The organism is Sphingobacterium faecale (genome assembly GCF_016746095.1).
Classification (GTDB): Bacteria; Bacteroidota; Bacteroidia; order Sphingobacteriales; family Sphingobacteriaceae; genus Sphingobacterium; species Sphingobacterium faecale.
On sequence record NZ_JAERTY010000009.1, the window covers coordinates 206,277 to 226,353 of the forward strand.

The following is a 20,077-nucleotide window of genomic DNA, read 5'->3' on the forward strand; positions in this document are numbered from 1 at the left end:
CGATACCCCAACAACAAATTAAAAAGTAAAACCCTATATTTGCCTTCAACACAACTAACTTATCCGATTTTGACGACGAACGCTGAAAGAGAACTCCTGGTAAGACTCAAAAGTGGAGATACTGATGCCTACAACATTCTCTATGATAGGTACAGCCTATTCTTTTATCAAAGAATTCGCAGTCTGGTAAAAATAGATACCATAGCCCAAGATATATTACAGGATGTTTTTATTAAAATCTGGGACAGAAGAGCGCAAATACAAGAAGACAAATCTTTTAAATCCTATCTATACCGTATCGCTCAGAACGAAGTATATGACCATTACCGGCGAGTTTCCTTAGATCATAGAGCACAAGAGGAAATCACGGTGCACATGGGTTTCTCTTTTCAGGACGACACTATATTGCACAAAGAAGTCCAGGAACATATCGATCTAGCCATACAGCAACTCCCTCCTAAGCAGCGTCTCATTTTTGAACTGTGCAAAATTGAAGGTAAAACATACAAAGAAGCCAGCGAGATCCTACAAATCTCCGAATCTACGGTGAATGCACAGATTGTATCGGCTACAAAAAAGGTAAAACTATACCTTTCCAACTCCGGCATATGGAGTTTATTATTGCTCTCTATACTAAAATAATATTTTTTTCGCACCGGACTAGATGCCTACGGTTTCCCAACCGTATATAGGGTGTATTTATCTTTTTTTAATTGCCGAAATCCGTGAATAAAAAACTGTATCATAAATTTATAACCAACTCCTGCACAAAGGAAGAATTACTTCGGATATTCATTCTATTTGGAACAGAAGACACGAGCGAGCTCAACAACCTGATCTACGATGAGCTAACCAAAGCGGAAAACAGCACAGACCATACACAGGCAGAGGATCACAACACACTATTACATGTCAAGGCGAACCTAAATCAATATATCAGCAGCCAGCAGGACACCGACAGCGGTAAGGTTCGGAAATTACGATGGGGCTGGATTAAATATGCAGCGATTCTGATCGCCATTGGTTTTGCAGGATACGCCTGGTTTTTAGCACAACACACATCAGCTTCCTTAGTCCATGTCGAGCCGTTGGACGATGTCGTCCCATTGAATGGGACAGCCTATATCCAGTTGGCAAACAATAAGTCTATCCCGCTACGCAAGGATCAACAGTTGATCGTCGACGAACAGTCCATAAGCTATGCTAACGGCGAACAAATTGATGAAGCGCTACTATCGACCGACTCCATCAGCGTCATCACTCCGGCAGGTAGCACCTACACCCTCCAGCTGAGCGACGGGACGAAGGTATGGCTAAATGCAAAAAGTAAAATTACCTATCCCAGAAAATGGGGCAATGAGCGCAGGGTAAACATGCAGGGCGAGCTCTATTTTGAAGTTGCGCATGACAAGACAAAGCCATTCTTTGTAACCTCCGGCACACAGGAGATACGGGTATTAGGTACTGCATTTAACGTCAACGCATACCCTGAAATGGGCATGACAAGATCAACCTTGATAAAAGGATCGATAGCACTGACAATACGGGACAAAAACACCAATCAGTTGGTCGACAGCAAAAAGCTGATTCCTGGGCAAGAAGCCATTCATCATCTGAAACAACAAATCGTAAGACTGCAAAAAGCCAATACGAAGGCCATAACGGCATGGAAAAATAATGTCTTTTATTTCAACAATACCCCTCTGGAGGAATTGATGAGCACTATCGAAAGGTGGTATGACGTCGAAGTCATCTATCAAAATGCCAATTTCAAAGAGGTATTTAATGGAGAAATCGAACGCAGCAACTCCCTAAAAGAACTCATGCAGATACTTGAACAGAGTGGACTTACCTCCAAGCTCCTTCGGATAGATGGCAAAAACACGATTGTCGTAAGCAATAAGAATAACCCACATTAACTATAGCACTTTATTTAACTAACCTAAAATAAATATCATGAAACAAAAATTGATCTTATCCTTAAAAGGAGGGATTGCCCTAGTGTGTCGCATACCCAAAAACCGTAGGCTCAAGATGTCCTTACTAGCATTGAGTATGCTCGTAAGCAACAGCAGTATTTTGCTCGCTGAGGCACAAACAATCACCCTCGAAAGAAAGAATGTTCATCTCGAAGAATTGTTGAATACCATCAAAGACAAGAGTGGTTATCGTTTTTTTTGGAAAGGTAATGACCTGGGAACGTTGCCAGCGAGTATTAATGTAAAAAATGCAAGTATCCAGGAAACCATGGATCAGCTTGCCAAATCACTGCCGATTACCTACAGTATCACCAATAAATCGGTTGTAATCCGTCAAAAAGAAAACACCAAGCCCACAGCAAAAGAGACGCCTTTGCAAGAGCTTATAGCACTGACCGGTAAGGTAAAAAACAAGGAAGGAAAACCAATTGCCGGAAGCACGATCACCGTGGAGGGGAACGGCACAAAACGTGATATCTCTTCCGCCAAGGATGGCTCGTTCGTACTGGACCGCATGCCTCCAGGAAACTATAAAGTAATCGTAAGCTGCGTCGGTCATAACACGCAAGAATTTCAAATCAACCTCACCAAGGACAAAAAGAACCATGATTTTACCTTGATCCAAACTGATCATGAAATTGAGGCCGTAGTCGCTATGGGCTATGGTAGTGTCAAAAGGAAAGACCTGACTGGTGCTATCGGTTCTATCGGCCGCGAAACCATTGAAAATACTTCCGTTTCCTCAGTGGATCAACTTTTACAGGGAAAAGTAGCAGGTGTCGATGTCATGATAAGTTCGGGCATGCCTGGTGCCGCTGTAAAAGTACGTATCCGAGGCAATTCTTCCTTGATCGGCAATACCGAGCCACTCTATGTTGTCGATGGTATACCCGTGATCACAGATCGCAACTATGCTTTCAACCAGACTACAGGCGGAGATATCCGGGAAAATCTATCTGGACTGTTAAACATCAATATAGCCGATGTAGAAAGTATCGATGTCCTAAAGGATGCATCAGCCTCGGCGATCTATGGGTCGCGCGCGGCCAACGGAGTAGTCATCATCACGACGCGAAAAGGCATCAAGGGACAGAAACCATTGATCAACGTAGGCTATGATTATGGATTTCAGAAAATGCATAACGCATACCGTCCATTAAATACTGCGGAGTTTAGAGAAATCATGACCGAGGCAGCAACTAATGGAAGCCCCAGCCTACAGGGATGGTGGTCGATGGTATACCCGCACATGGCGCTTATCTTGGACAAGCCCGACGAGTATTTTGGAACAGAAGACAACAATTGGCTCAAGTTGATGACCAATAACAAATCCTCCGCAGAGAACTTTAATATCTCCAGCAGAGGTGGTTCTGATAATATTACGTATTATGTTTCCTATTCCAACAATTCAAACAACGGTGTACTGAAAGGCAGTGGGATGACCCGAAATTCGGGAAAAGCACAACTCGATGCCTATATCAACCCCAACTTGCGCATGGGTGCCAATATAAACGTATCTAGCTCCGATACAGACATTAAAAATGGTGGGCTCACCAATCTGATAACCTGGAGACCCGACCTCCCCATATACAATGCAGATGGCTCCTATTATTCGTATGAAAACAGTGACAACCCACTTGCAGCAAGCACACAGATCAATAATGCAATTACGACAGCCCTTAACGGGTCAGGGTATTTAGAACTGAAGGTCCTGCCGGGCTTATTCCTGAAAAGTGCCCTTTCGTTTAGCTATGATCTGAGCAAAACCCGGTTATACTTTCCAACCACCACCATACAAGGCAGTCGAGAAGGTGGCATAGGCGAACAAAGCCATTCCGAGAATCTGAATAGGATATTTGACAACACACTAAATTACAACCGCGTTTTCAACGAAAAGCACGACTTTAATGCGTTGTTGGGTATGTCCTTTGAGCAGCTGACCGCTCAATTCTTTACCGGGATCGGCACAGGGTATCCCAATGACTATGTCCTAAATAATCTATCCAGTGCAGCAAATGCTTACGCCGTATCCGGTGATAAGGAAAAAGTAGGACTAGCGTCGTATTTCTCCAGGATGAACTATATCTATGACGATCGCTATCTATTGACGTTTACCGCCAGGCTGGACGGTTCGTCTAAATTTGGCAGCGACAATCGCTATGGATTCTTCCCATCCGTAGCCGCCGCTTGGAAAATCAATCAAGAATCTTTCCTAAAACAGACCGAATGGATAGATCAGCTCAAATTGAGATCGAGCTATGGTATCGTAGGGGGATCGAGCTTAGGAACCTATAGATGGCGGACCAAGTATACCTCCGGTGGATATGCTGGGCTACCTGGGATAATACCTCAAAACCTCGAAAACCCTGCTTTAAAATGGGAACGCACGAGCATGTTTGACGCAGGGCTTGAATTTTCACTATTCGACTATCAGCTCAATGGTAGTATCGGTGTCTATTCTAAATACTCAAAAGATCTCTTGCAGAGTACGACCATAGCCACAAGCACAGGGTTCAATACAGTCACGCGCAACGTATCGGAGAGTTCCAACAAAGGTATTGAGATGGATCTGAACGGATACCTACTCAAACGGGACAAGTTCAAGTGGTACATAGGAGCCAATGCCGCAAAGAACATTGCGAAAATTGAAAAACTGAATGACGGCAAAGATGTGGGCTCATACTACGAGGACAACCGATTTATCGAAGGCGAACCCGCGGGAACACTATGGGGCTATGTCGCTGCTGGCATATTCCAGACACAGGCCGAGGTCGATCAATACAACCAGGCCGCACGGGAAAAAACGGGCAATCCGAAAGCCTACTACCAAGAACAGTTTACGGCACCTGGAGATATTCGCTTTGTCGATGTCAACGGAGACGGCAAGGTAGACTTCGAAGATCAGCAAGTGATAGGCAACAGTTCTCCAAAATGGACTGGTGGTTTGACGAATACCTTTACATTTCTGGACAACTTCTCGCTGAATATATATTCCAACTTTTCCATAGGTGGAAAAAAACTGTGGAATGCAAAGCGTACGGCCTATACCTTCTATGATCAAAATCAATCCCATCTGATGTTGGACAGATGGACAGTAGATAATCCGACAAATGACGCTCCGAGGCTCTCGATAGGCGACCGTGTTAACAACGCACGTGTATCTACATTCTGGCTTCATGATTACTCCTATTTCAAGATACAGGACATCAATCTGTCGTACAAGCTACCTGCGAACATCGCTAAAAAATTCAAAACCCGCAATCTCATGCTTCATGCCAGCGTGAGTAACATCGTCACTTTTACCAAATATCCCGGTATGAGTCCCGAAGGGTTCTCGGCGTCATACGATGGGGCCTTTTACAACGGATCTATCGATTATACAGACTACCCGATGACCAAAACCTGGTCCTTTGGTATCAAAGCTGAACTATAACAACAAATCGAATCACAAGTCACGGATTACCAAACAACGAAATATATGAACTACTTTAAATATATACTAATAGTGCTGGCAGGAGTGGTATCTTCCTGTTCATTGGTGGATGTAATGGATGAACTTCCGCCTCATGCCCTAGTGCCAGAAAATGTTATTAATGATGAAAAGAGCGCCGACAAGCTTTTGATTGGAATCTATTCAGAAATGCGTGGCAGAGCTTACAACGATGCACTGGTGTGGGCACCGTCCTGTGCCGCAGGCTTCTTTAAAGAGGGCGTAAGAGATAACATGTCTTTTGTGGGCGAACACAGCTTTATGGGGAATGAAATCTCCGCTTCGACCACGCAAACAGGACACCTATGGACAGGGATGTCCAAAACGGTAAACTATGTCAATTATTTCGAGAAGGCCCTGGCCACTGCGGATGACAAAACGGTAACGGAAGAAGCAAAAAAACGGATGCTCGGAGAGGCCCGGTTTCTACGGGCACACGCCAACCTGTATCTCCTGACTTACTTTGGTTATTTCTGGGATATGAACGCACCACTGGGCATTGTTCTCCGAAAAGAGGCCTCCAGCACCAAAGATCTCTCCAAAGAAAGATCGAGTGTCAAGGAGTCGTACGAATTTATCCTCGAGGATCTGATGTATGCCAGCGAACATGCGCCCGAGTATGCGTCAGAAAACAATTATAGAGGGAGCCGCCTTGCAGCCAAAGCCCTACTGGCACGCACACATCTCTATATGGGCAATTTTGAGTTAGCTGCAAAATATGCCAAAGCGGTACTGGACAATACAGATGGTGTAGCCTTGGAGAGCAACTACGCGGAGGTTTTCAAAAAAAACCTTACCGCGAAAGAGATGATTTTTGGTAGAAAACTAGATACAGAAGCCAAACGATACGATAATCAAAAATGGTCATTCCAGAACGCGGGTCTTGTTCTGTCTGACCTAGCAGTACAACTTCTTAAAGATGACCCCCGCTATAAGCTCAATACAGATAGCGCGATCATGGAAGACTACTACACAGGCGAAGAGAAATTCTATGGTATGAAGACCCTAAAAACATGGAATGACAAGGCAGATTTTGGCACCGTATTCATCCGGCTTGCCGAGATGCACCTGATCTATGCGGAAGCCCTGATCCGCAGCAATCAAAACCTTTCCGAAGCTGCCGATATGATCAATATCCTGCGCGAAAGAGCAGGCCGCCCCGACCGTGTGGCCGTAACCAACCAATCTACGATGCAGGAGGAACTATTGAACGAAATATTCCACGAGCTATCCTTTGAAATCGGACACGAATGGTATGCTATGGTCCGCATGAATAAGGTAGCCGAGTTTAAACCTGCTATCACAGACCCCAACCGCTGGGTATGTGCTATCCCCAGCGCCGAGATCTCGTACAATATCCTTGCTAGACAGAACCCTTATTATATACGATAACAATTCATACAATGAACAAAACAAACATTATGATAACAGTACTGTGCCTACTTGGCACCGTACTGTTCACTTCGCTGAAAAAATCCCGCGGCTTTGAGGTCCAAGGTGAGGTAGCAAACATGAAAGACGGAAGGATACTCACCATGTTTACCGGTCCCGATCACGATCTGTACAAGATGGACACGATAATGGTCAAAAATGGCAAGTTCACCTATAAAGGGGAGGTCGATATGCCCAAAATGATCTATTTCTATTTTGAAGGGCTCCACGATCGATTGCCTTCTTATGGTTTTCAGATCTTTATGGAAAACAGTAAAATAAAAGTTAAGACTGACCTTAAGAACCTCAAGAAAGCTGAGATAAAAGGCAGTAAAAACCATAGCGAATTTGAGCGACTGTACCAAGGCACCGACCTATTCGACCGCCTTGAAAAGCTGTCTGGAAAGATTTCGATGGCGATGAAAGAACAAAGACAAGCGGATGTGGACAGTTTGCAGGAAGAGCGCAAAAAGCTACTTGACGAGACCATCAATTACCTTACTGCAGACAAGGCTTACCCCAAAAGTATACCTGCAGCATTTATCGTCTATAACCATATCGGCTCCATCCTGCAGGACAATGAAAAGCTGAAAGCAACACTGGATCTGCTCGATGACGGAGTCAAAGAATCATGCTATGTACAGTTTCTGTACCATAACATAAAAAAAGATGCAGAGCTGGCTATCGGCGAGAAAGCGCCCGACTTTACCCTGAGCGACAGACATGGCAAATCGTACAAACTGTCCGATTTCAAAGGAAAGATGGTATTGCTTGATTTTGGTGCTTCATGGTGCCACTGGTGCAAAATGCAAAAGCCCTATCTACAGGCTGCCTATGATAAATATAAGGATATGGGCCTAGAAATTATCTACATCTCGCTGGACAAGGACAAGGAAGCCTGGGAGGCCGATCTGAACAAAGAAAATTACCCGTGGCTGGCACTGAGCGACCTCAAAGCATGGCAGGGACCGATCACAAAAGAGTATAATATCAGTGGGGTGCCCCATATTTTTCTCATAGACAGAGATGGTACCATAGTGGAGAATGATGCTCGTGGAGAGCGTATGGAAAAAGCATTTCAACGTATACTAAATAAAAAATAATGTTAAACAAACTAGCTACCGTAGCTATCGGCATACTCACCGTCTGCCACCTCAACGATGCTCAGGCCCAGGAACAAAAATTTACGGTCATTGGACAGCTGAGCAAAGAGACCCATGGTCAAAAGATATATTTCAGTTACAATTCTACACAGGGTGACGTGCTGGACTCCCTCTATTCACAACATGGCAAATTCCGTTTTGAAGGCACCATTGATGGACCACAGCTAGCGACCCTGTTGCTGGACAGCAACAATCAAGGTTTTCAGGAGTATTCGTCCAAGTCGGACAAAAAGATGTTCTACCTGGATGGCGAAACCATAATGCTCGCGAGTGACTCTACTTTTAAGCAGGCGACTATAGAAAACTCGGCCATCAACAGAGAACATGAGCGCTATAAAGCCCCGCTGCAACCCACTATCGAAAAAATCAGAGTTATCAATACAAAATTTTTTCACGCGAGTGCGGAGGAGCAAAATGACCCTGAGTATATCCGCCAGACAGATATAGCCTATTACAAAGTAGAGCAAGAACTGATCGAGCTTCAGAAAAAATACATCCGCGAAAATCCGAATTCTATTTTCAGTCTCCGGGCACTGTCCGAGATCATCAATGTATATGAAGACGTCAGCATCCCTAAAGCCTTATTTGACGGACTGTCTCCCGAACTCAGACAGAGCAAACAGGGGAAATCCTTTCAAGAGCAGCTGGATCGCAGAATGCTTGCACAGGTTGGTGATGAGGCTACCGAGATCGCATTGCCGGATCAAGATGGCCGTATCGTCAGACTGTCAGACTATAAGGGAAAGTATGTACTGGTAGACTTCTGGGCTTCATGGTGCGGCCCATGTAGAGAAGAAAGCCCCTTTCTGGTCGAGCTCTACAAAAAGTATAAAAGCAAAAACTTTGAAATCATCGGCATATCCCTCGACAAGCAACGGGATGCCTGGCTGAAAGCTGTAGCGGACGATCAACTAAGCTGGGTCCATCTTTCAGACCTGAAAGCATGGGGTACCGAAGCGGTCAAAAACTATGGAATAGTAGGTGTACCCCAGAACTTTTTGATATCGCCGGATGGCAAAATTGTCGCAAAAAACCTAAGAGGAGACCATTTGGAAAAAACACTCCTTGAATTCATAAAATAGGGACTTGGCCCCACATAACATGCCCGAGAAACACTGCCTCGGGCATGACTTGTTAAATCAGACTTGTCACGAGTCACCCATCACCAGTTAACAAGATAACTCTATAACTCTAATCCCCCATAACTCCCTAACTAGTTAACAAGATAACTCGATCACTTGATCACTTGATCACTTGATAACCCAAAAACTACACCTTCCCCTTCGGCACCGAATACCACTCCCGCAGATGCGCTACCTCGCTGGAGATAAAACGTACGCCACCTCCTTTGGCTCCGATACGCACTTCGGTGAGCAATCCTTCGTCCCGGTGTGTCACCAATGTGCCACGCGATATCCCCAGTACATCGAGCGCCTCGACGGTATCCATCAGCCAGTCGCCCTCGGCCAGTACCAGGTCGCGGATATGTACAATACGCCGCTTGGAGATGGCGGCGTCCTGCTGAACAGTGCTGACCTCCACTATTTGCCCGACCGGCTTCTCCCCTTTATCCGATACCAGCATTTCTAACAGATCACGGATCTGAATGACAGTCTGTAGGAGCAGGTAGTCCGTCTTTTTACCCCCATGGTGTTTTGATTCTACTATCATAATAATAATTTAAAGGTTTATACGAATATGGCAGAAGAAAAAGCAAGGACTGTCCAAAATGTCCATAATGGGCAGAAATGTCCTAAAATGTCCAATCTATCCGATTTCAGAAAACCTTAAAATAACGCTATCTTAAGAGAAGTTTATTAACGCGCTGCACATCAGGAGGATGTGGTCATTTTATAAAGACTACTTAGAGGAGCTTCTTGGCAACGATGTCAAAGCAATGGTAGGACCCACAGTCTGCACACCAGCTGCTATGGTATGCTGTGCTGTACAACCCCAGTCATCATGAAAAGAAAACCTCGATTAATAATCAGACCTCAGGATGTAAGCATCATCATGAGTATGAGCTATAAACAAGCAAGCCGCAGGTACAATCAGGCTAAGGACGCTCTAGGTCGATTACCGCACCAGGAGCTCACTTTCAAAGAATTTGCCGATTATTTTGGATTAGATGTAGAGGATATATATAACCAGCTGCGGTAGCTATAGAACAAATATGCTGGAGTCAAAAGGATCCAGCATATTTGTCAATTGTTAAGGTAACGGTCGTACTGTTTCTTTGCCCGCTGGAGAACCTTCAGCTTTTCTGCCGAAAAAGTATACAGTTCATTTCCCCAGCCATGCATGCGCACATACCCTTCCTTATCTGTAATATGGATCTCGGATGTAGCCGTCAGAGAGAGCAGCTCCCAGCGGGAGTAGGTGATAAAGGCGACTGGATATTTGCGCTGTATAGTACTCAGATTATCTTTGCAGAGTATATACTCTTCGCCATTGATCATCCGCACCATAGTTTCCTTAAATCCGGTGTTCTCACGGTCATAGTGCTTCATACTATGAATATTACGCAGCTTGACTTTCATCTTTTCGTCCTCTTCGCCTTTCTTGGCCACAAGTATATCATCATCCAGCTGCGTATACATGAGCTTAAAATAATTCAGCTCATGACAGCCTGTAAGCTCGCAGCCCAAAAGCTTTTCGATCGGCGTATCTTCCATGACAAACTGTAGTTTTTTGAGCAGCACCCCTACCTCTGCGGTACTAATGGGAGAATCGAACGTGCCCCGGAGTAAGCCGACCAATTCTTTCATAAATTCGCTCAATTGCATTGCTTTTTCCTTTGAATCCATAAGGTTTACCTGTTAGTTTAAATCCTCAAGTTACATTTTAAAAACAACAATAGGCCATCAGCCCACCTTGTACAGGCTGTTTAACGATACAGAACTTAGTTCGAAAAAAAATATAATGTGTTCATTTTTAACAAAGTAAGCAAACAACACTTTAAAGGCATGTTAAGAGCCGGTTCGACATCTGGCCTTTAGCCATTCGATTTTTAAGCCTTTGTAACAACTGCCATTGCACCTATCTTTAGTACAGGTATACCAATAGATTATTAACTATATCAAGTTTACCCAACATCGATATGCACCATGCGCAGGCCATCTTGATAATGGGAAAACAATTTTTAAACCTTTATGCGATGAACATCAATAATAAACCGTACTACCTACGACTATAGCACCGGCGCTTCTAGGCCATGGGCATACAGCCTCAAGCTGCTCTCTGTATGCCATGGCACTGGAACACCCATCTGTAAAAAGAAATATAACAGCACAAACACAAGCTCCACAGGCTGTCGTCCATGAGGTATAGCCTATCTATTTACTGAAGACTATGATCGCATCCTTAGATTTTAAACTGAACGCACTCTTCGGGGCACCCTGCCCTATGGACAACCTCCGTATGCAGCCTGGCATAAAAATGAAGACCGAACTGATCACCTGCTGGAAAAGCCCCCTTGGCGAAGCGATACTACAAGAATTTAACGGACTGATGGGCTATTGCTATCACCTGGAGCTGCACCTATCCCAAAAAATCGCCTTGGATATTGCGAGCAGCAGAGCCGAACTGCACGTCATGTATTCACTCCAAGCACATGCTGCTATACAGCTCCTCGACCCCAAAGAGCCTGCTCCCTACAGCCTATACCAGAAGCGGGCACGCTACTTCTACCTACCAGCACGCCACTATACCCTACAATTACCGGCAGGTAGGACGCAGCTGTTTGGCTTTTTCTTCCGTGCGAAACTATTCCGCAACAATAGCGAGCGCCCTTTCCGGTTTTTGCACGAGCTGCTACAGGCCAAGCGGGAAGGGTCTACCAAGTCACTGGCCAGTGTAGACTTTAGCGTATGCTCCAGGACCGAGCAGCATATCAGGAAACTGATGGAAAATGCACGCATGGGCGATTTTGACAGTGAGGATTTTGTGCACCGGCAGTTTATGGATATGATCAAGCTCTCCCGCACCAAGGTATATGACGAGTACGAGCGCACATCGGATCCGGAGGAGCTCATCAAACGGTTCCGCCAGCGCATAGCCGAGCGTGTAGACCAAGACGGTGCCTCATTCCTCTTAAAAGATATAGCAAGCCAACTCAACACCAGCTTCGAACATCTCTGTAGGCTACATAAAGATATACACCAAAAAACGCCACTGACTTACCGGGATGAATTACTCGCCGACAGGATCAAACTCCTATTGGCAGCCCCTGGCACACTGGCCGAGATCAGTGAGACCTGTCGGTTCAGTGATTCCAACAGCCTCACCAAGTTTTTCAAAAAGCAAACAGGCACCACGCCATTCCAATACCGGGAGAACTTACGCTAACTCCGATAACCACCTGAACGACAAACCACAACATCAGTTTTGGTCTATATCTAATATCAGTTTTGGCCTAACAGCCGCTTTGTTTTCTATTATACCTTTGGCTTATAAAGATTAAAGGTATGGAACAGCATAAAAGAAAATTCGCTCTATTCCGGCAGTGCCGTATACGAGCGACGACCATCGGATAGCAGCAGGGGATATGCTGTACCGAGCAATTATAAACTAAAAAAATCATGAAGCATACCGTCATAACAGAAGAGCCATGCGATACGGAATATACATACAATACTTTTTCAGCTATATATTGGGCCTGCTATTTATTTACACAGCTGTACGCAAGATAGTAGACTATACTGCCCATGTGGCACATATCGCCGATGTCAAATTTTTATCAGCCCCTATAGCTTACCATGCCGCATACCTTGTTATCATAGCCGAAATCGTCATCGCTCTCCTACTGCTAGTACCGATAACCCGTGTACAGGTGTGGGGATGGAAACTGATCCTACCCCTGATGCTGGTATACACCTTCTATGTGAATCATGTCTTGAACCTGCCTCTTTTCATTCCCTGCTCCTGCAAGGGCGTGCATGACCGGCTGGCCTGGACAGATCATTACATATTGAATGCTGGGCTAGCCATACTCGCGTTGAGTATGATTATCCTACACTACAGAACACGGAAACTTATGAAAAAAAATAATGAAGAAAAACAACTCAATGGGCTCATTGATTTTGTAATAGCGTCTCGATGATACATAACCCGCAGTCTCAAAACACTGCACAATACTTACTAAAATGAAAAAGATCTTAATTTTCTTAATTCCAATTTTAATAATCGGCGGAGGAACCGCCTTAGCATTAACAATGCAAGATGATCCGATATGCGTGCAAGATGGGCATACGGGTTACACTTATGGCGGCCCTAATGCTCAACCGGCATTACCATTGAATCCTTCCGAAGCAGGATTATCTACGCCAAAAACATTTGGTTTAGATTTCGATTGCGCAGCGAGTGATGAAATATGTCATTACGTGTATATGTCCCCTGATACAAACAATCCAAATGGCAGATGGATAAAGTGTAGCGGCGACTACCAAGAGTAATTAAAGCATCATAGAGCCATTGCTTTATGATGGAGAAGGGGCAATGCCCCTTCTTTATTACTTTAAGTATTGATCCACTAGTTTTATTATTGACCCTAATTCTTTAAAGTCATTTTTAGTTGCCACTATCCGTCCTTCTTTGTCTAATAAAAATGGCCGTGGATAAGAATGGATTTCTAAACTCTTTATCAACGGATGTTTTGTTCGAAGACCATTTGTATATAAGTGTAACCCAGGAACTGGAAGAAAATCAACGAGCCTTACTGATTTCTCAAAAATGTGTCTATCGTCTATACTAATTGTAATAATTTGAAATCGTTCATCATCTTTAAAATGTTCCGCTAATGGTCTCAAATAATTTTTCATAAATGCTTTACAAGGCGCACAGGACATAAACCAAAAATCAATAAGTACAATTTTACCCTGATAGTCTTTCCTATAATGCATCTTGCCTGCCAAATCTGGCAATGAAAATTCTATATTTTCACCTTTAATTGTATTTCCTAAACGAATTATAACAGGTACACACAGCGTATCATTCATCCAATAGCGAGCATCCTCGAGAATTTTCGCAGATGGATCAAAATGAAATCGATGCATGAGAAAATTTGTAATAACTTTTTCGCGAAGTTCCGGATATTTAATATTTTCTTTAATTAAAAAATACCCAGCTGCTAAATCCTTCGATTGCTGTTGAAATTGAAGCTTCATTAAGAAATAAGCCTCAAGATATTGTTGAAATATCGGTGATTTGGCGAACTTAAGGAGATCTGTTGATGTATAGTCTTTTTCACTAAATTCGACAATTTCTAGATATTCAGGAATATCGGTAAAGTTTCCATTCCGTAAATCTTTAGCCATACGCATTTTAATCTTTCCCAAAGCATTTGCTACCAAAACACCCGATGCCTGCTCACTACAAAATGCACTATCTCCAAGAGACATTGCATTAAGCTGTTTCGTTATTTCAGAGAAACTAAGCTTGCCGAGATTAGCTAGGTCAGATTTGTCACCCCGTTTGTAAACAGCAATAGTAGTGTCAACAAAACTATCCAAAAACTGTTTCGCATTATATTTATCTGAACCTTTACCACTTGCCGTTACAATCCAAGTGTCAGGTATTATGGGGTCTCCATTATCATACTGCCCTAATGCATTTTGTATGGGAGACTCCCTAGGTACTAGTTTTATATGTACAGAATCATTTTCTGCCATCAGAAAGTTTTCCATCAGACCTTTATGAGGACTGCCATTGCTCTTTTGATAATCCAAATGCAAGTCCAACCAACTTAATCCCTTTATTCTAAATTCAAAATGATATTTTCCATTTTCATTACCTGCTTTTAACATACGATGGTTCACATTATACCGATAGCCAATATAATCATCCCAGAGCCTTAGTTCGAGGCTATCTGTTTTTTGGAGATAAGGCGCCTCAATAGTGAGTTTAACCTGCGTTCTACAGGTTAAACTGATAAATAGAAAATATATGATAAATATTGTTGATCTCATGTCTAATTAGTTTGCTACCGAGGATTTTGAGTAAGACCTGAAGCTTTGATTTCGTTAGTAGGTATAGGAAATAACCAGTTATTACTTTTGGGTTCTAGTCTATAAATCTTATTTCCCAATGTACGTATCAGAGTAATATTTGCGCCATCGCGGTTGTAGCGCTTTAAGTCCGACCAGCGCAAGCCACGAAACAATAATTGCTTGCGACGCTCCTGTAAGATAATCGCTAAAGCATCCTCCTTGTTCGTAGCAACTTGGTCTACATAATCGCTATGCATGTGCTTCAACAGATAATTCAAAGTTTGCATCGCCTCATCTTTGTCATTTAACCGAGCCTCGCACTCCGCTTTGATCAGGTACTGCTCATCCGAATCAAGCCCGCGAAAAAAGTAATTACTGATTTTATACTGAGTGACATAATAGGGCTTCCCTTGTGCGTTTAGCTTAAAAAATGATCGCCTGAAATCCTTCAAATCATAACTTTCGAAAAGATCTTGTCTGATCTGAATATTCTGATTATTCGATTGAATAAAAGGACCGCTCGCCTCTAACCCCATATAAAGCGACTTCTTATAATCCAATGTCCCGACATTCAAATCCACCAGTGCATCATGCGTAGCTAAAGAATTCGTAGCCATGTCTAATGCCTCTTCATACCTTCCCATTGCTAGAAAGACTCTTGCACGCAGTGCATAAACAGCAGCTTTAGACGAACGTCCAAAATCTACCTCGGCCTGCACCAACGGCAGAGCAGCTTCTAAATCCGTCAAAATCCGACTATACACTTCGGCTACCGAATTACGCTTTACTTTCTCATTGACATCGGATAATAAGGGTATAGGTACCCCCAAATCCTGCGTAGCTGTAGCTTCTTTATAAGCTGGCGCATACAACTGAGCCAAATTGTACAATGCCCAGCTACGCAAAAATAACGCCGTACCTTGTACCTGATTATGCTGTTTTTTGTTTCTATCGCTTAGCTGAACCTTCTCCACCCCTTCCAAGACGACATTGGCATAGAAAATCTGTGCATACATCTTTTCCCAATTCTGATAATCGGATTCGATAGTCTCGAAAATATCATCAGCCCAGATATGTGAATTCTTTGGTAAAATATTGTATATGGAATTCCAATAAGTCTCCTCCAAATAATAATCATCAGCCAGCACATCCAACATATCAGGATAAGAATAAGCCAGATTACCATAATTCATTAACTGCTCGAAATCTTCCAGCGTAGTCGGCACCACTGTGTCGGAACTCGGTTTGACATCCAAAAACTGATCTCCACAGGACATACAGCCCATGACGATAAAAAATATAATAAGTTTTTTCATTTCTTTATTGTTAATTCTAGTCTCCCTTTTTCGTTATTTCGCCATGTCCCGAACTTTTATCGGGAACCGAAGCGGAGAACCCCGAAGGGCTCTGCGAAGCAAAATATATGAACTATACTAATACACTTCTTGATCAAAAATTAATATTAACCCCAACAGAATAGGTCCGCACGGCAGGATACACCATCCTATTACCATATACCGCATCAGGATCAAAACCCAATTTGTTTGCCGCCCATAGCACCCCCAGATTGTTGGCATAGCCATAAATCTGCACCGAATGTAATCCTATCTGTGGCAACTTCAACGTGTACGCCAATCGGATATCCCGTAATCGGATATGATCACCACGCTCTACTAGATGTTCGGTCATATTATAAAAGGATTCTCGATTGCTTATTGCAGGATAGGCTGCCGCGGGCACATGTGTACGCGCTTCATCACCGGGCTCCCGCCAGCGTTTTATGTAGTCGTGCTGAAAGGGAGCCCAGGTATAAGATTGTATATTATACAAAGTCCCATAATTTAAACCTGATCGCCGGATGTAATAACCGAACTGCGCCGAGATATTAAAAGAAAGCTCCAAAGCTTTATACTGAAAAGTATTACGAATAGAACCAAAGAGATTAGGCGTGGCTCGTCCATGATATACGTAATCGTCCAATCGGGTATTATTATAAATATTCGTATAATCTTGTGATAAAACACCGTCCAGATAGCCCTGCGGCTGCCCGTTAACATCCAAACCTGCCGAGGCAAATGAATAAATACCATAAAGCGGTTTACCTTCAATAGGATAATCTCCCAAATTGCTGGTCAAATAATTTAAGTCCGAACTTGGTTTGAATTTATAATCCGTCACCTGTTCATTGGTATAGGAAAGAATCAAATCCGACTGCCAAAAAAAATCTTTAGACACAATATTCCTACTCGACAGATTGACATCCCAGCCCCAGCCTTTGAGGGAGGACCAGTTGCCAGTCAGTTTCGTAACGCCGGAAGATGGATTAATAGGCTGCGAGCTCAAAAGATCCGTTGCTTTTTTACGGTAATGCTCGACAGAACCCGATAAGCGATTATTAAACGCGGAAAAATCTAGCGCTAGATTGCTCATGCGTACATTCTCCCAGCTCAATTGGGGGTTAGGCGGGTTCGTGATCGTTTGATACATTCTTCCTGTCCGATTATACGGCAAAGGTTCTATTCTAGAAGTAATATAAGCCGATGCTCTGCTCACATTTCCGGTATAGCCATGGGTAGCGCGCATGATCAATTTGGATAGCCAATCTATCTTATAAAACCCCTCCTCATGCAACTGCCATCGGAAACCTGCAGACCAGAATGGACGCCCCCGCTTGTTGATATCCACCCCAAAAATATTAGCTTCATCCTTGCGTGCAGAAAATGTAGCCGTATAGCGCTTGTCATAGGTGTAGGAAGCATTTGCAAAGTATAGAATATTCCGATTAAGCGTAGTGTTTCGTGCTGCATATTGTGGAGATAATCCGGAAAATAACCTATCGCTTTTTGTTAGGTAATAAGGATAACTTTTACTCATATCAAATGGGACATGAGTTTCTGTCTCTGAATTGTATCCCACCATAACTGGGAAGTCGCTATTCAGAGTATGGCGACTGTTTACTTCCATACCTCCTAAAATATTGATCTGATGGAGATCTTTCCAATTCTTTTCTATAGTAAAATTCGTTCGAAAAAAGTGAGTAGATAGCCCTTGATTTGATTGATTGAAGATGCCGCCGTAAGGCATTGAATGCGCCACGGTATTGGTTGCATAATTAATTTTGCTATATCGATTATAGAGATCCCGAACATCAAAATATTCTACTTCGCGTAAGCTGTTGGTCTCGCTATACTGCCGCATATATTGATAATTGGCGACTAGATCTAACCATGGAAGTGGTTTATAAGTAATACTTGGACGTACCTGATAGGTCATCCTAGAAGTATACACCTTGATCTGATTTATATTGTCTAATGGATAATAGTTCCAATCTTCAAGCAACCCATTACCGACAGTGTCAATATAGCTTTGCCTCAATCCTGTGGATGAATACCCGCCACCTATTGATAAAGGATTACCATTGTCATCTGCAAATCGGTCGTAAAGAACCTGAAAAAGAGCTCCACCTCCAGCTTTATTAATGTCAGAAGCAAATTCCAAATGCGCACCAAGAATTAACTTGTCTTTAAACATTTTATAAGTATTTCTACCCTGTAGTGTAATACGTTCATCGTTATATCCGGAAATGTTACCCAGATTCTTGTCATAGCCTGCGGAGAAGTAATAGTTATGTTGCTTGGCACCTCCTCGAAAATTGATCGCCCCTTTGTACAATTGTACAGGACGATACACATACTTGTTCAGATCATGACGCACGTCCTGCGTCTTGAGTTGCGCGATACGTCGCTCCAGCTCGATCGTATCGATATGGTTATTTCTATAAGCCAACAGGGCTTCGATCGTAGGCGTGATATACGGGTAGACCTGGTTGATGGCACCATTCCAAGCACCTTCACTATATAGAAAGCGTTCTATCTCGATGACCTCATTCATAGGTATTGTAGGGTTGTAATACAAATTGGGCTTTTCGCTCACCGAGATATCCGAGCGTACACTAACTTTTAAAGGCTGCTCGAAGCGCCCTTTCTTGGAGGTAAGGACGATGACTCCATTACCGGCTCGTGCTCCCCAAATGGACGAGGCAGCGGCATCTTGTAGTACGGTAACGGATTCGATATTCTCGGGATTGATGGTATTGATATCGCCCTCGAAGGGGAAATTATCTAGAATAATCAAGGGCTCTTTACTTGCATGGATCGTGCTTAAACCTCTAATAGACATTGAAGGTGCATTATTAAAGGTTGTTGCTCCCATATTTCTCTGGTGGAATATCAATCCACGAGTCACCCCATTCAAACGATCCAAGATATTCGACCCAACGGTACGGTTCAACAATTTATTATCTATATGCACAAAGGAACCAGTAGCACGCTCCTCGGGTACTCGAAAATAACCAGTCTCTACAACCGATACCTCTTCAATGGTCCTAACTGAATCCATTTGTGATAATGTATCCGCAAGCGGCTTCAGGCGAACAGTAAAAGGGCCTCTATTTTTTAAATCAAAGGGTATTTCCTCGATCATATACCCCTCGCGAAAGACTCTTATAAATCCCTTACTTAAATATACTGTTCTAAAACTGAACTCTCCTTTATCGTTAACACCTAAAAAAACATCCGTAGGCATAATCGTAACGGACGGCATTCGTTTTCCGTCTTCTTTAGCAAAGGGCTTACCTGTAACATTGTCCACAACTATTCCTGAAACAGGGATTGCAATACGAAGATCAGGCTCACCCTGGTGCGCCTTTACGGCAGCCTGCTCCCCAGTGGACTGCGCAAAGGCATTGTTAAACAACACACAGAATATGATAGGTATTGTGCAAAACAGAAGTAATGCACGCTTCTTTTTTTGTTTTATGGATTGGACATAGGGCTGCCAATAGGACAGTCCTCTCCCACCCCTTAAAAAATTGTTCATTTTTCGGTTATTTTTGATGTGACCTATATATTATCCCGTCACCCTGAGCGGAACGCAGAGGAGTCGAACGGGTCTAAAAACTATACAGCCCTTAGCCAAGCCACACGGTTCATAAAATAATGTTGAAAGGCAGACGAGGATTATTGGGTT

At 43.3% G+C, this 20,077-nt stretch carries 15 protein-coding genes; 10 read left to right on the top strand and 5 right to left on the bottom strand.

Annotated elements, in window-relative coordinates; genetic code table 11:
* Nucleotides 1-69 precede the first annotated feature (69 nt).
* The 6 genes from JKG61_RS16685 (at nucleotide 70) to JKG61_RS23195 (ending at nucleotide 9,145) form a co-directional block, all read left to right on the top strand.
* Entirely contained in the window at nucleotides 70-642 is a 573-nt protein-coding gene (locus JKG61_RS16685; protein ID WP_202104089.1) for an RNA polymerase sigma factor, read from the top strand.
* A gap of 83 nt (nucleotides 643-725) precedes the next feature.
* Complete coding sequence (locus JKG61_RS23190) at nucleotides 726-1,919, top strand: FecR family protein (RefSeq protein ID WP_202104090.1); 1,194 nt, start codon at nucleotides 726-728, stop codon at nucleotides 1,917-1,919.
* Between the two features lie 37 nt (nucleotides 1,920-1,956).
* Nucleotides 1,957-5,412, top strand: coding sequence for a TonB-dependent receptor (locus JKG61_RS16695; protein ID WP_202104091.1), 3,456 nt, complete (start codon nucleotides 1,957-1,959; stop codon nucleotides 5,410-5,412).
* Between the two features lie 45 nt (nucleotides 5,413-5,457).
* Nucleotides 5,458-6,861 (top strand): RagB/SusD family nutrient uptake outer membrane protein, encoded by a 1,404-nt coding sequence (locus JKG61_RS16700; protein ID WP_202104092.1) that lies wholly within the window; start codon nucleotides 5,458-5,460, stop codon nucleotides 6,859-6,861.
* Nucleotides 6,862-6,872: 11 nt separating this feature from the next.
* Nucleotides 6,873-8,003 (top strand): TlpA disulfide reductase family protein, encoded by a 1,131-nt coding sequence (locus tag JKG61_RS16705; protein ID WP_202104093.1) that lies wholly within the window; start codon nucleotides 6,873-6,875, stop codon nucleotides 8,001-8,003.
* Complete coding sequence (locus JKG61_RS23195) at nucleotides 8,003-9,145, top strand: redoxin domain-containing protein (protein WP_202104094.1); 1,143 nt, start codon at nucleotides 8,003-8,005, stop codon at nucleotides 9,143-9,145. Before JKG61_RS16705 ends, JKG61_RS23195 begins: the two co-directional genes overlap by 1 nt.
* Before the next feature lie 187 nt (nucleotides 9,146-9,332).
* Here JKG61_RS23195 and JKG61_RS16715 read toward each other — a convergent pair whose 3' ends face one another.
* Complete coding sequence (locus tag JKG61_RS16715) at nucleotides 9,333-9,734, bottom strand: hypothetical protein (RefSeq protein ID WP_202104095.1); 402 nt, start codon at nucleotides 9,732-9,734, stop codon at nucleotides 9,333-9,335.
* Between the two features lie 291 nt (nucleotides 9,735-10,025).
* Here JKG61_RS16715 and JKG61_RS16720 point away from each other — a divergent pair, with 291 nt between their 5' ends.
* Complete coding sequence (locus tag JKG61_RS16720; RefSeq protein ID WP_202104096.1) at nucleotides 10,026-10,223, top strand: hypothetical protein; 198 nt, start codon at nucleotides 10,026-10,028, stop codon at nucleotides 10,221-10,223.
* A gap of 44 nt (nucleotides 10,224-10,267) precedes the next feature.
* Here the strand turns inward: JKG61_RS16720 and JKG61_RS16725 are convergent, their stop codons facing one another.
* Nucleotides 10,268-10,870: a hypothetical protein gene (locus tag JKG61_RS16725; RefSeq protein WP_202104097.1), complete on the bottom strand. Its 603-nt coding sequence runs from the start codon at nucleotides 10,868-10,870 to the stop codon at nucleotides 10,268-10,270.
* Nucleotides 10,871-11,657: 787 nt separating this feature from the next.
* Here JKG61_RS16725 and JKG61_RS16730 point away from each other — a divergent pair.
* From JKG61_RS16730 to JKG61_RS16740, 3 genes are all read left to right on the top strand, one after another.
* A complete protein-coding gene (locus tag JKG61_RS16730) occupies nucleotides 11,658-12,410 on the top strand; it encodes a helix-turn-helix transcriptional regulator (RefSeq protein ID WP_202104098.1) in 753 nt (250 codons plus the stop codon).
* Between the two features lie 262 nt (nucleotides 12,411-12,672).
* Nucleotides 12,673-13,164, top strand: a complete 492-nt coding sequence (locus JKG61_RS16735) for a MauE/DoxX family redox-associated membrane protein (protein WP_202104099.1) — start codon at nucleotides 12,673-12,675, stop codon at nucleotides 13,162-13,164.
* Nucleotides 13,165-13,207: 43 nt separating this feature from the next.
* A complete protein-coding gene (locus tag JKG61_RS16740) occupies nucleotides 13,208-13,516 on the top strand; it encodes a hypothetical protein (protein ID WP_202104100.1) in 309 nt (102 codons plus the stop codon).
* A gap of 57 nt (nucleotides 13,517-13,573) precedes the next feature.
* Here JKG61_RS16740 and JKG61_RS16745 read toward each other — a convergent pair whose 3' ends face one another.
* The 3 genes from JKG61_RS16745 to JKG61_RS16755 all read right to left on the bottom strand — a co-directional run bounded on the left by JKG61_RS16745 (nucleotide 13,574) and on the right by JKG61_RS16755 (nucleotide 19,927).
* Nucleotides 13,574-14,866, bottom strand: coding sequence for a TlpA family protein disulfide reductase (locus JKG61_RS16745; protein ID WP_202104101.1), 1,293 nt, complete (start codon nucleotides 14,864-14,866; stop codon nucleotides 13,574-13,576).
* Between the two features lie 176 nt (nucleotides 14,867-15,042).
* Nucleotides 15,043-16,365, bottom strand: coding sequence for a RagB/SusD family nutrient uptake outer membrane protein (locus JKG61_RS16750; protein ID WP_202104102.1), 1,323 nt, complete (start codon nucleotides 16,363-16,365; stop codon nucleotides 15,043-15,045).
* Nucleotides 16,366-16,498: 133 nt separating this feature from the next.
* A complete protein-coding gene (locus JKG61_RS16755) occupies nucleotides 16,499-19,927 on the bottom strand; it encodes a SusC/RagA family TonB-linked outer membrane protein (protein WP_202104103.1) in 3,429 nt (1,142 codons plus the stop codon).
* Nucleotides 19,928-20,077 lie beyond the last annotated feature (150 nt).

What these genes read in the sequence shown, in the direction of transcription:
- JKG61_RS16695 (WP_202104091.1), top strand. Translation starts at nt 1,957, where the DNA reads ATGAAACAAAAATTGATCTTATCCTTAAAAGGAGGGATTGCCCTAGTG.
- JKG61_RS16700 (WP_202104092.1), top strand. Translation starts at nt 5,458, where the DNA reads ATGAACTACTTTAAATATATACTAATAGTGCTGGCAGGAGTGGTATCT.
- JKG61_RS16705 (WP_202104093.1), top strand. Translation starts at nt 6,873, where the DNA reads ATGAACAAAACAAACATTATGATAACAGTACTGTGCCTACTTGGCACC.
- JKG61_RS23195 (WP_202104094.1), top strand. Translation starts at nt 8,003, where the DNA reads ATGTTAAACAAACTAGCTACCGTAGCTATCGGCATACTCACCGTCTGC.
- JKG61_RS16715 (WP_202104095.1), bottom strand. Translation starts at nt 9,734, where the DNA reads ATGATAGTAGAATCAAAACACCATGGGGGTAAAAAGACGGACTACCTG.
- JKG61_RS16720 (WP_202104096.1), top strand. Translation starts at nt 10,026, where the DNA reads ATGAAAAGAAAACCTCGATTAATAATCAGACCTCAGGATGTAAGCATC.
- JKG61_RS16725 (WP_202104097.1), bottom strand. Translation starts at nt 10,870, where the DNA reads ATGGATTCAAAGGAAAAAGCAATGCAATTGAGCGAATTTATGAAAGAA.
- JKG61_RS16730 (WP_202104098.1), top strand. Translation starts at nt 11,658, where the DNA reads ATGTATTCACTCCAAGCACATGCTGCTATACAGCTCCTCGACCCCAAA.
- JKG61_RS16735 (WP_202104099.1), top strand. Translation starts at nt 12,673, where the DNA reads ATGCGATACGGAATATACATACAATACTTTTTCAGCTATATATTGGGC.
- JKG61_RS16740 (WP_202104100.1), top strand. Translation starts at nt 13,208, where the DNA reads ATGAAAAAGATCTTAATTTTCTTAATTCCAATTTTAATAATCGGCGGA.
- JKG61_RS16745 (WP_202104101.1), bottom strand. Translation starts at nt 14,866, where the DNA reads ATGTTAAAAGCAGGTAATGAAAATGGAAAATATCATTTTGAATTTAGA.
- JKG61_RS16750 (WP_202104102.1), bottom strand. Translation starts at nt 16,365, where the DNA reads ATGAAAAAACTTATTATATTTTTTATCGTCATGGGCTGTATGTCCTGT.
- JKG61_RS16755 (WP_202104103.1), bottom strand. Translation starts at nt 19,927, where the DNA reads ATGAACAATTTTTTAAGGGGTGGGAGAGGACTGTCCTATTGGCAGCCC.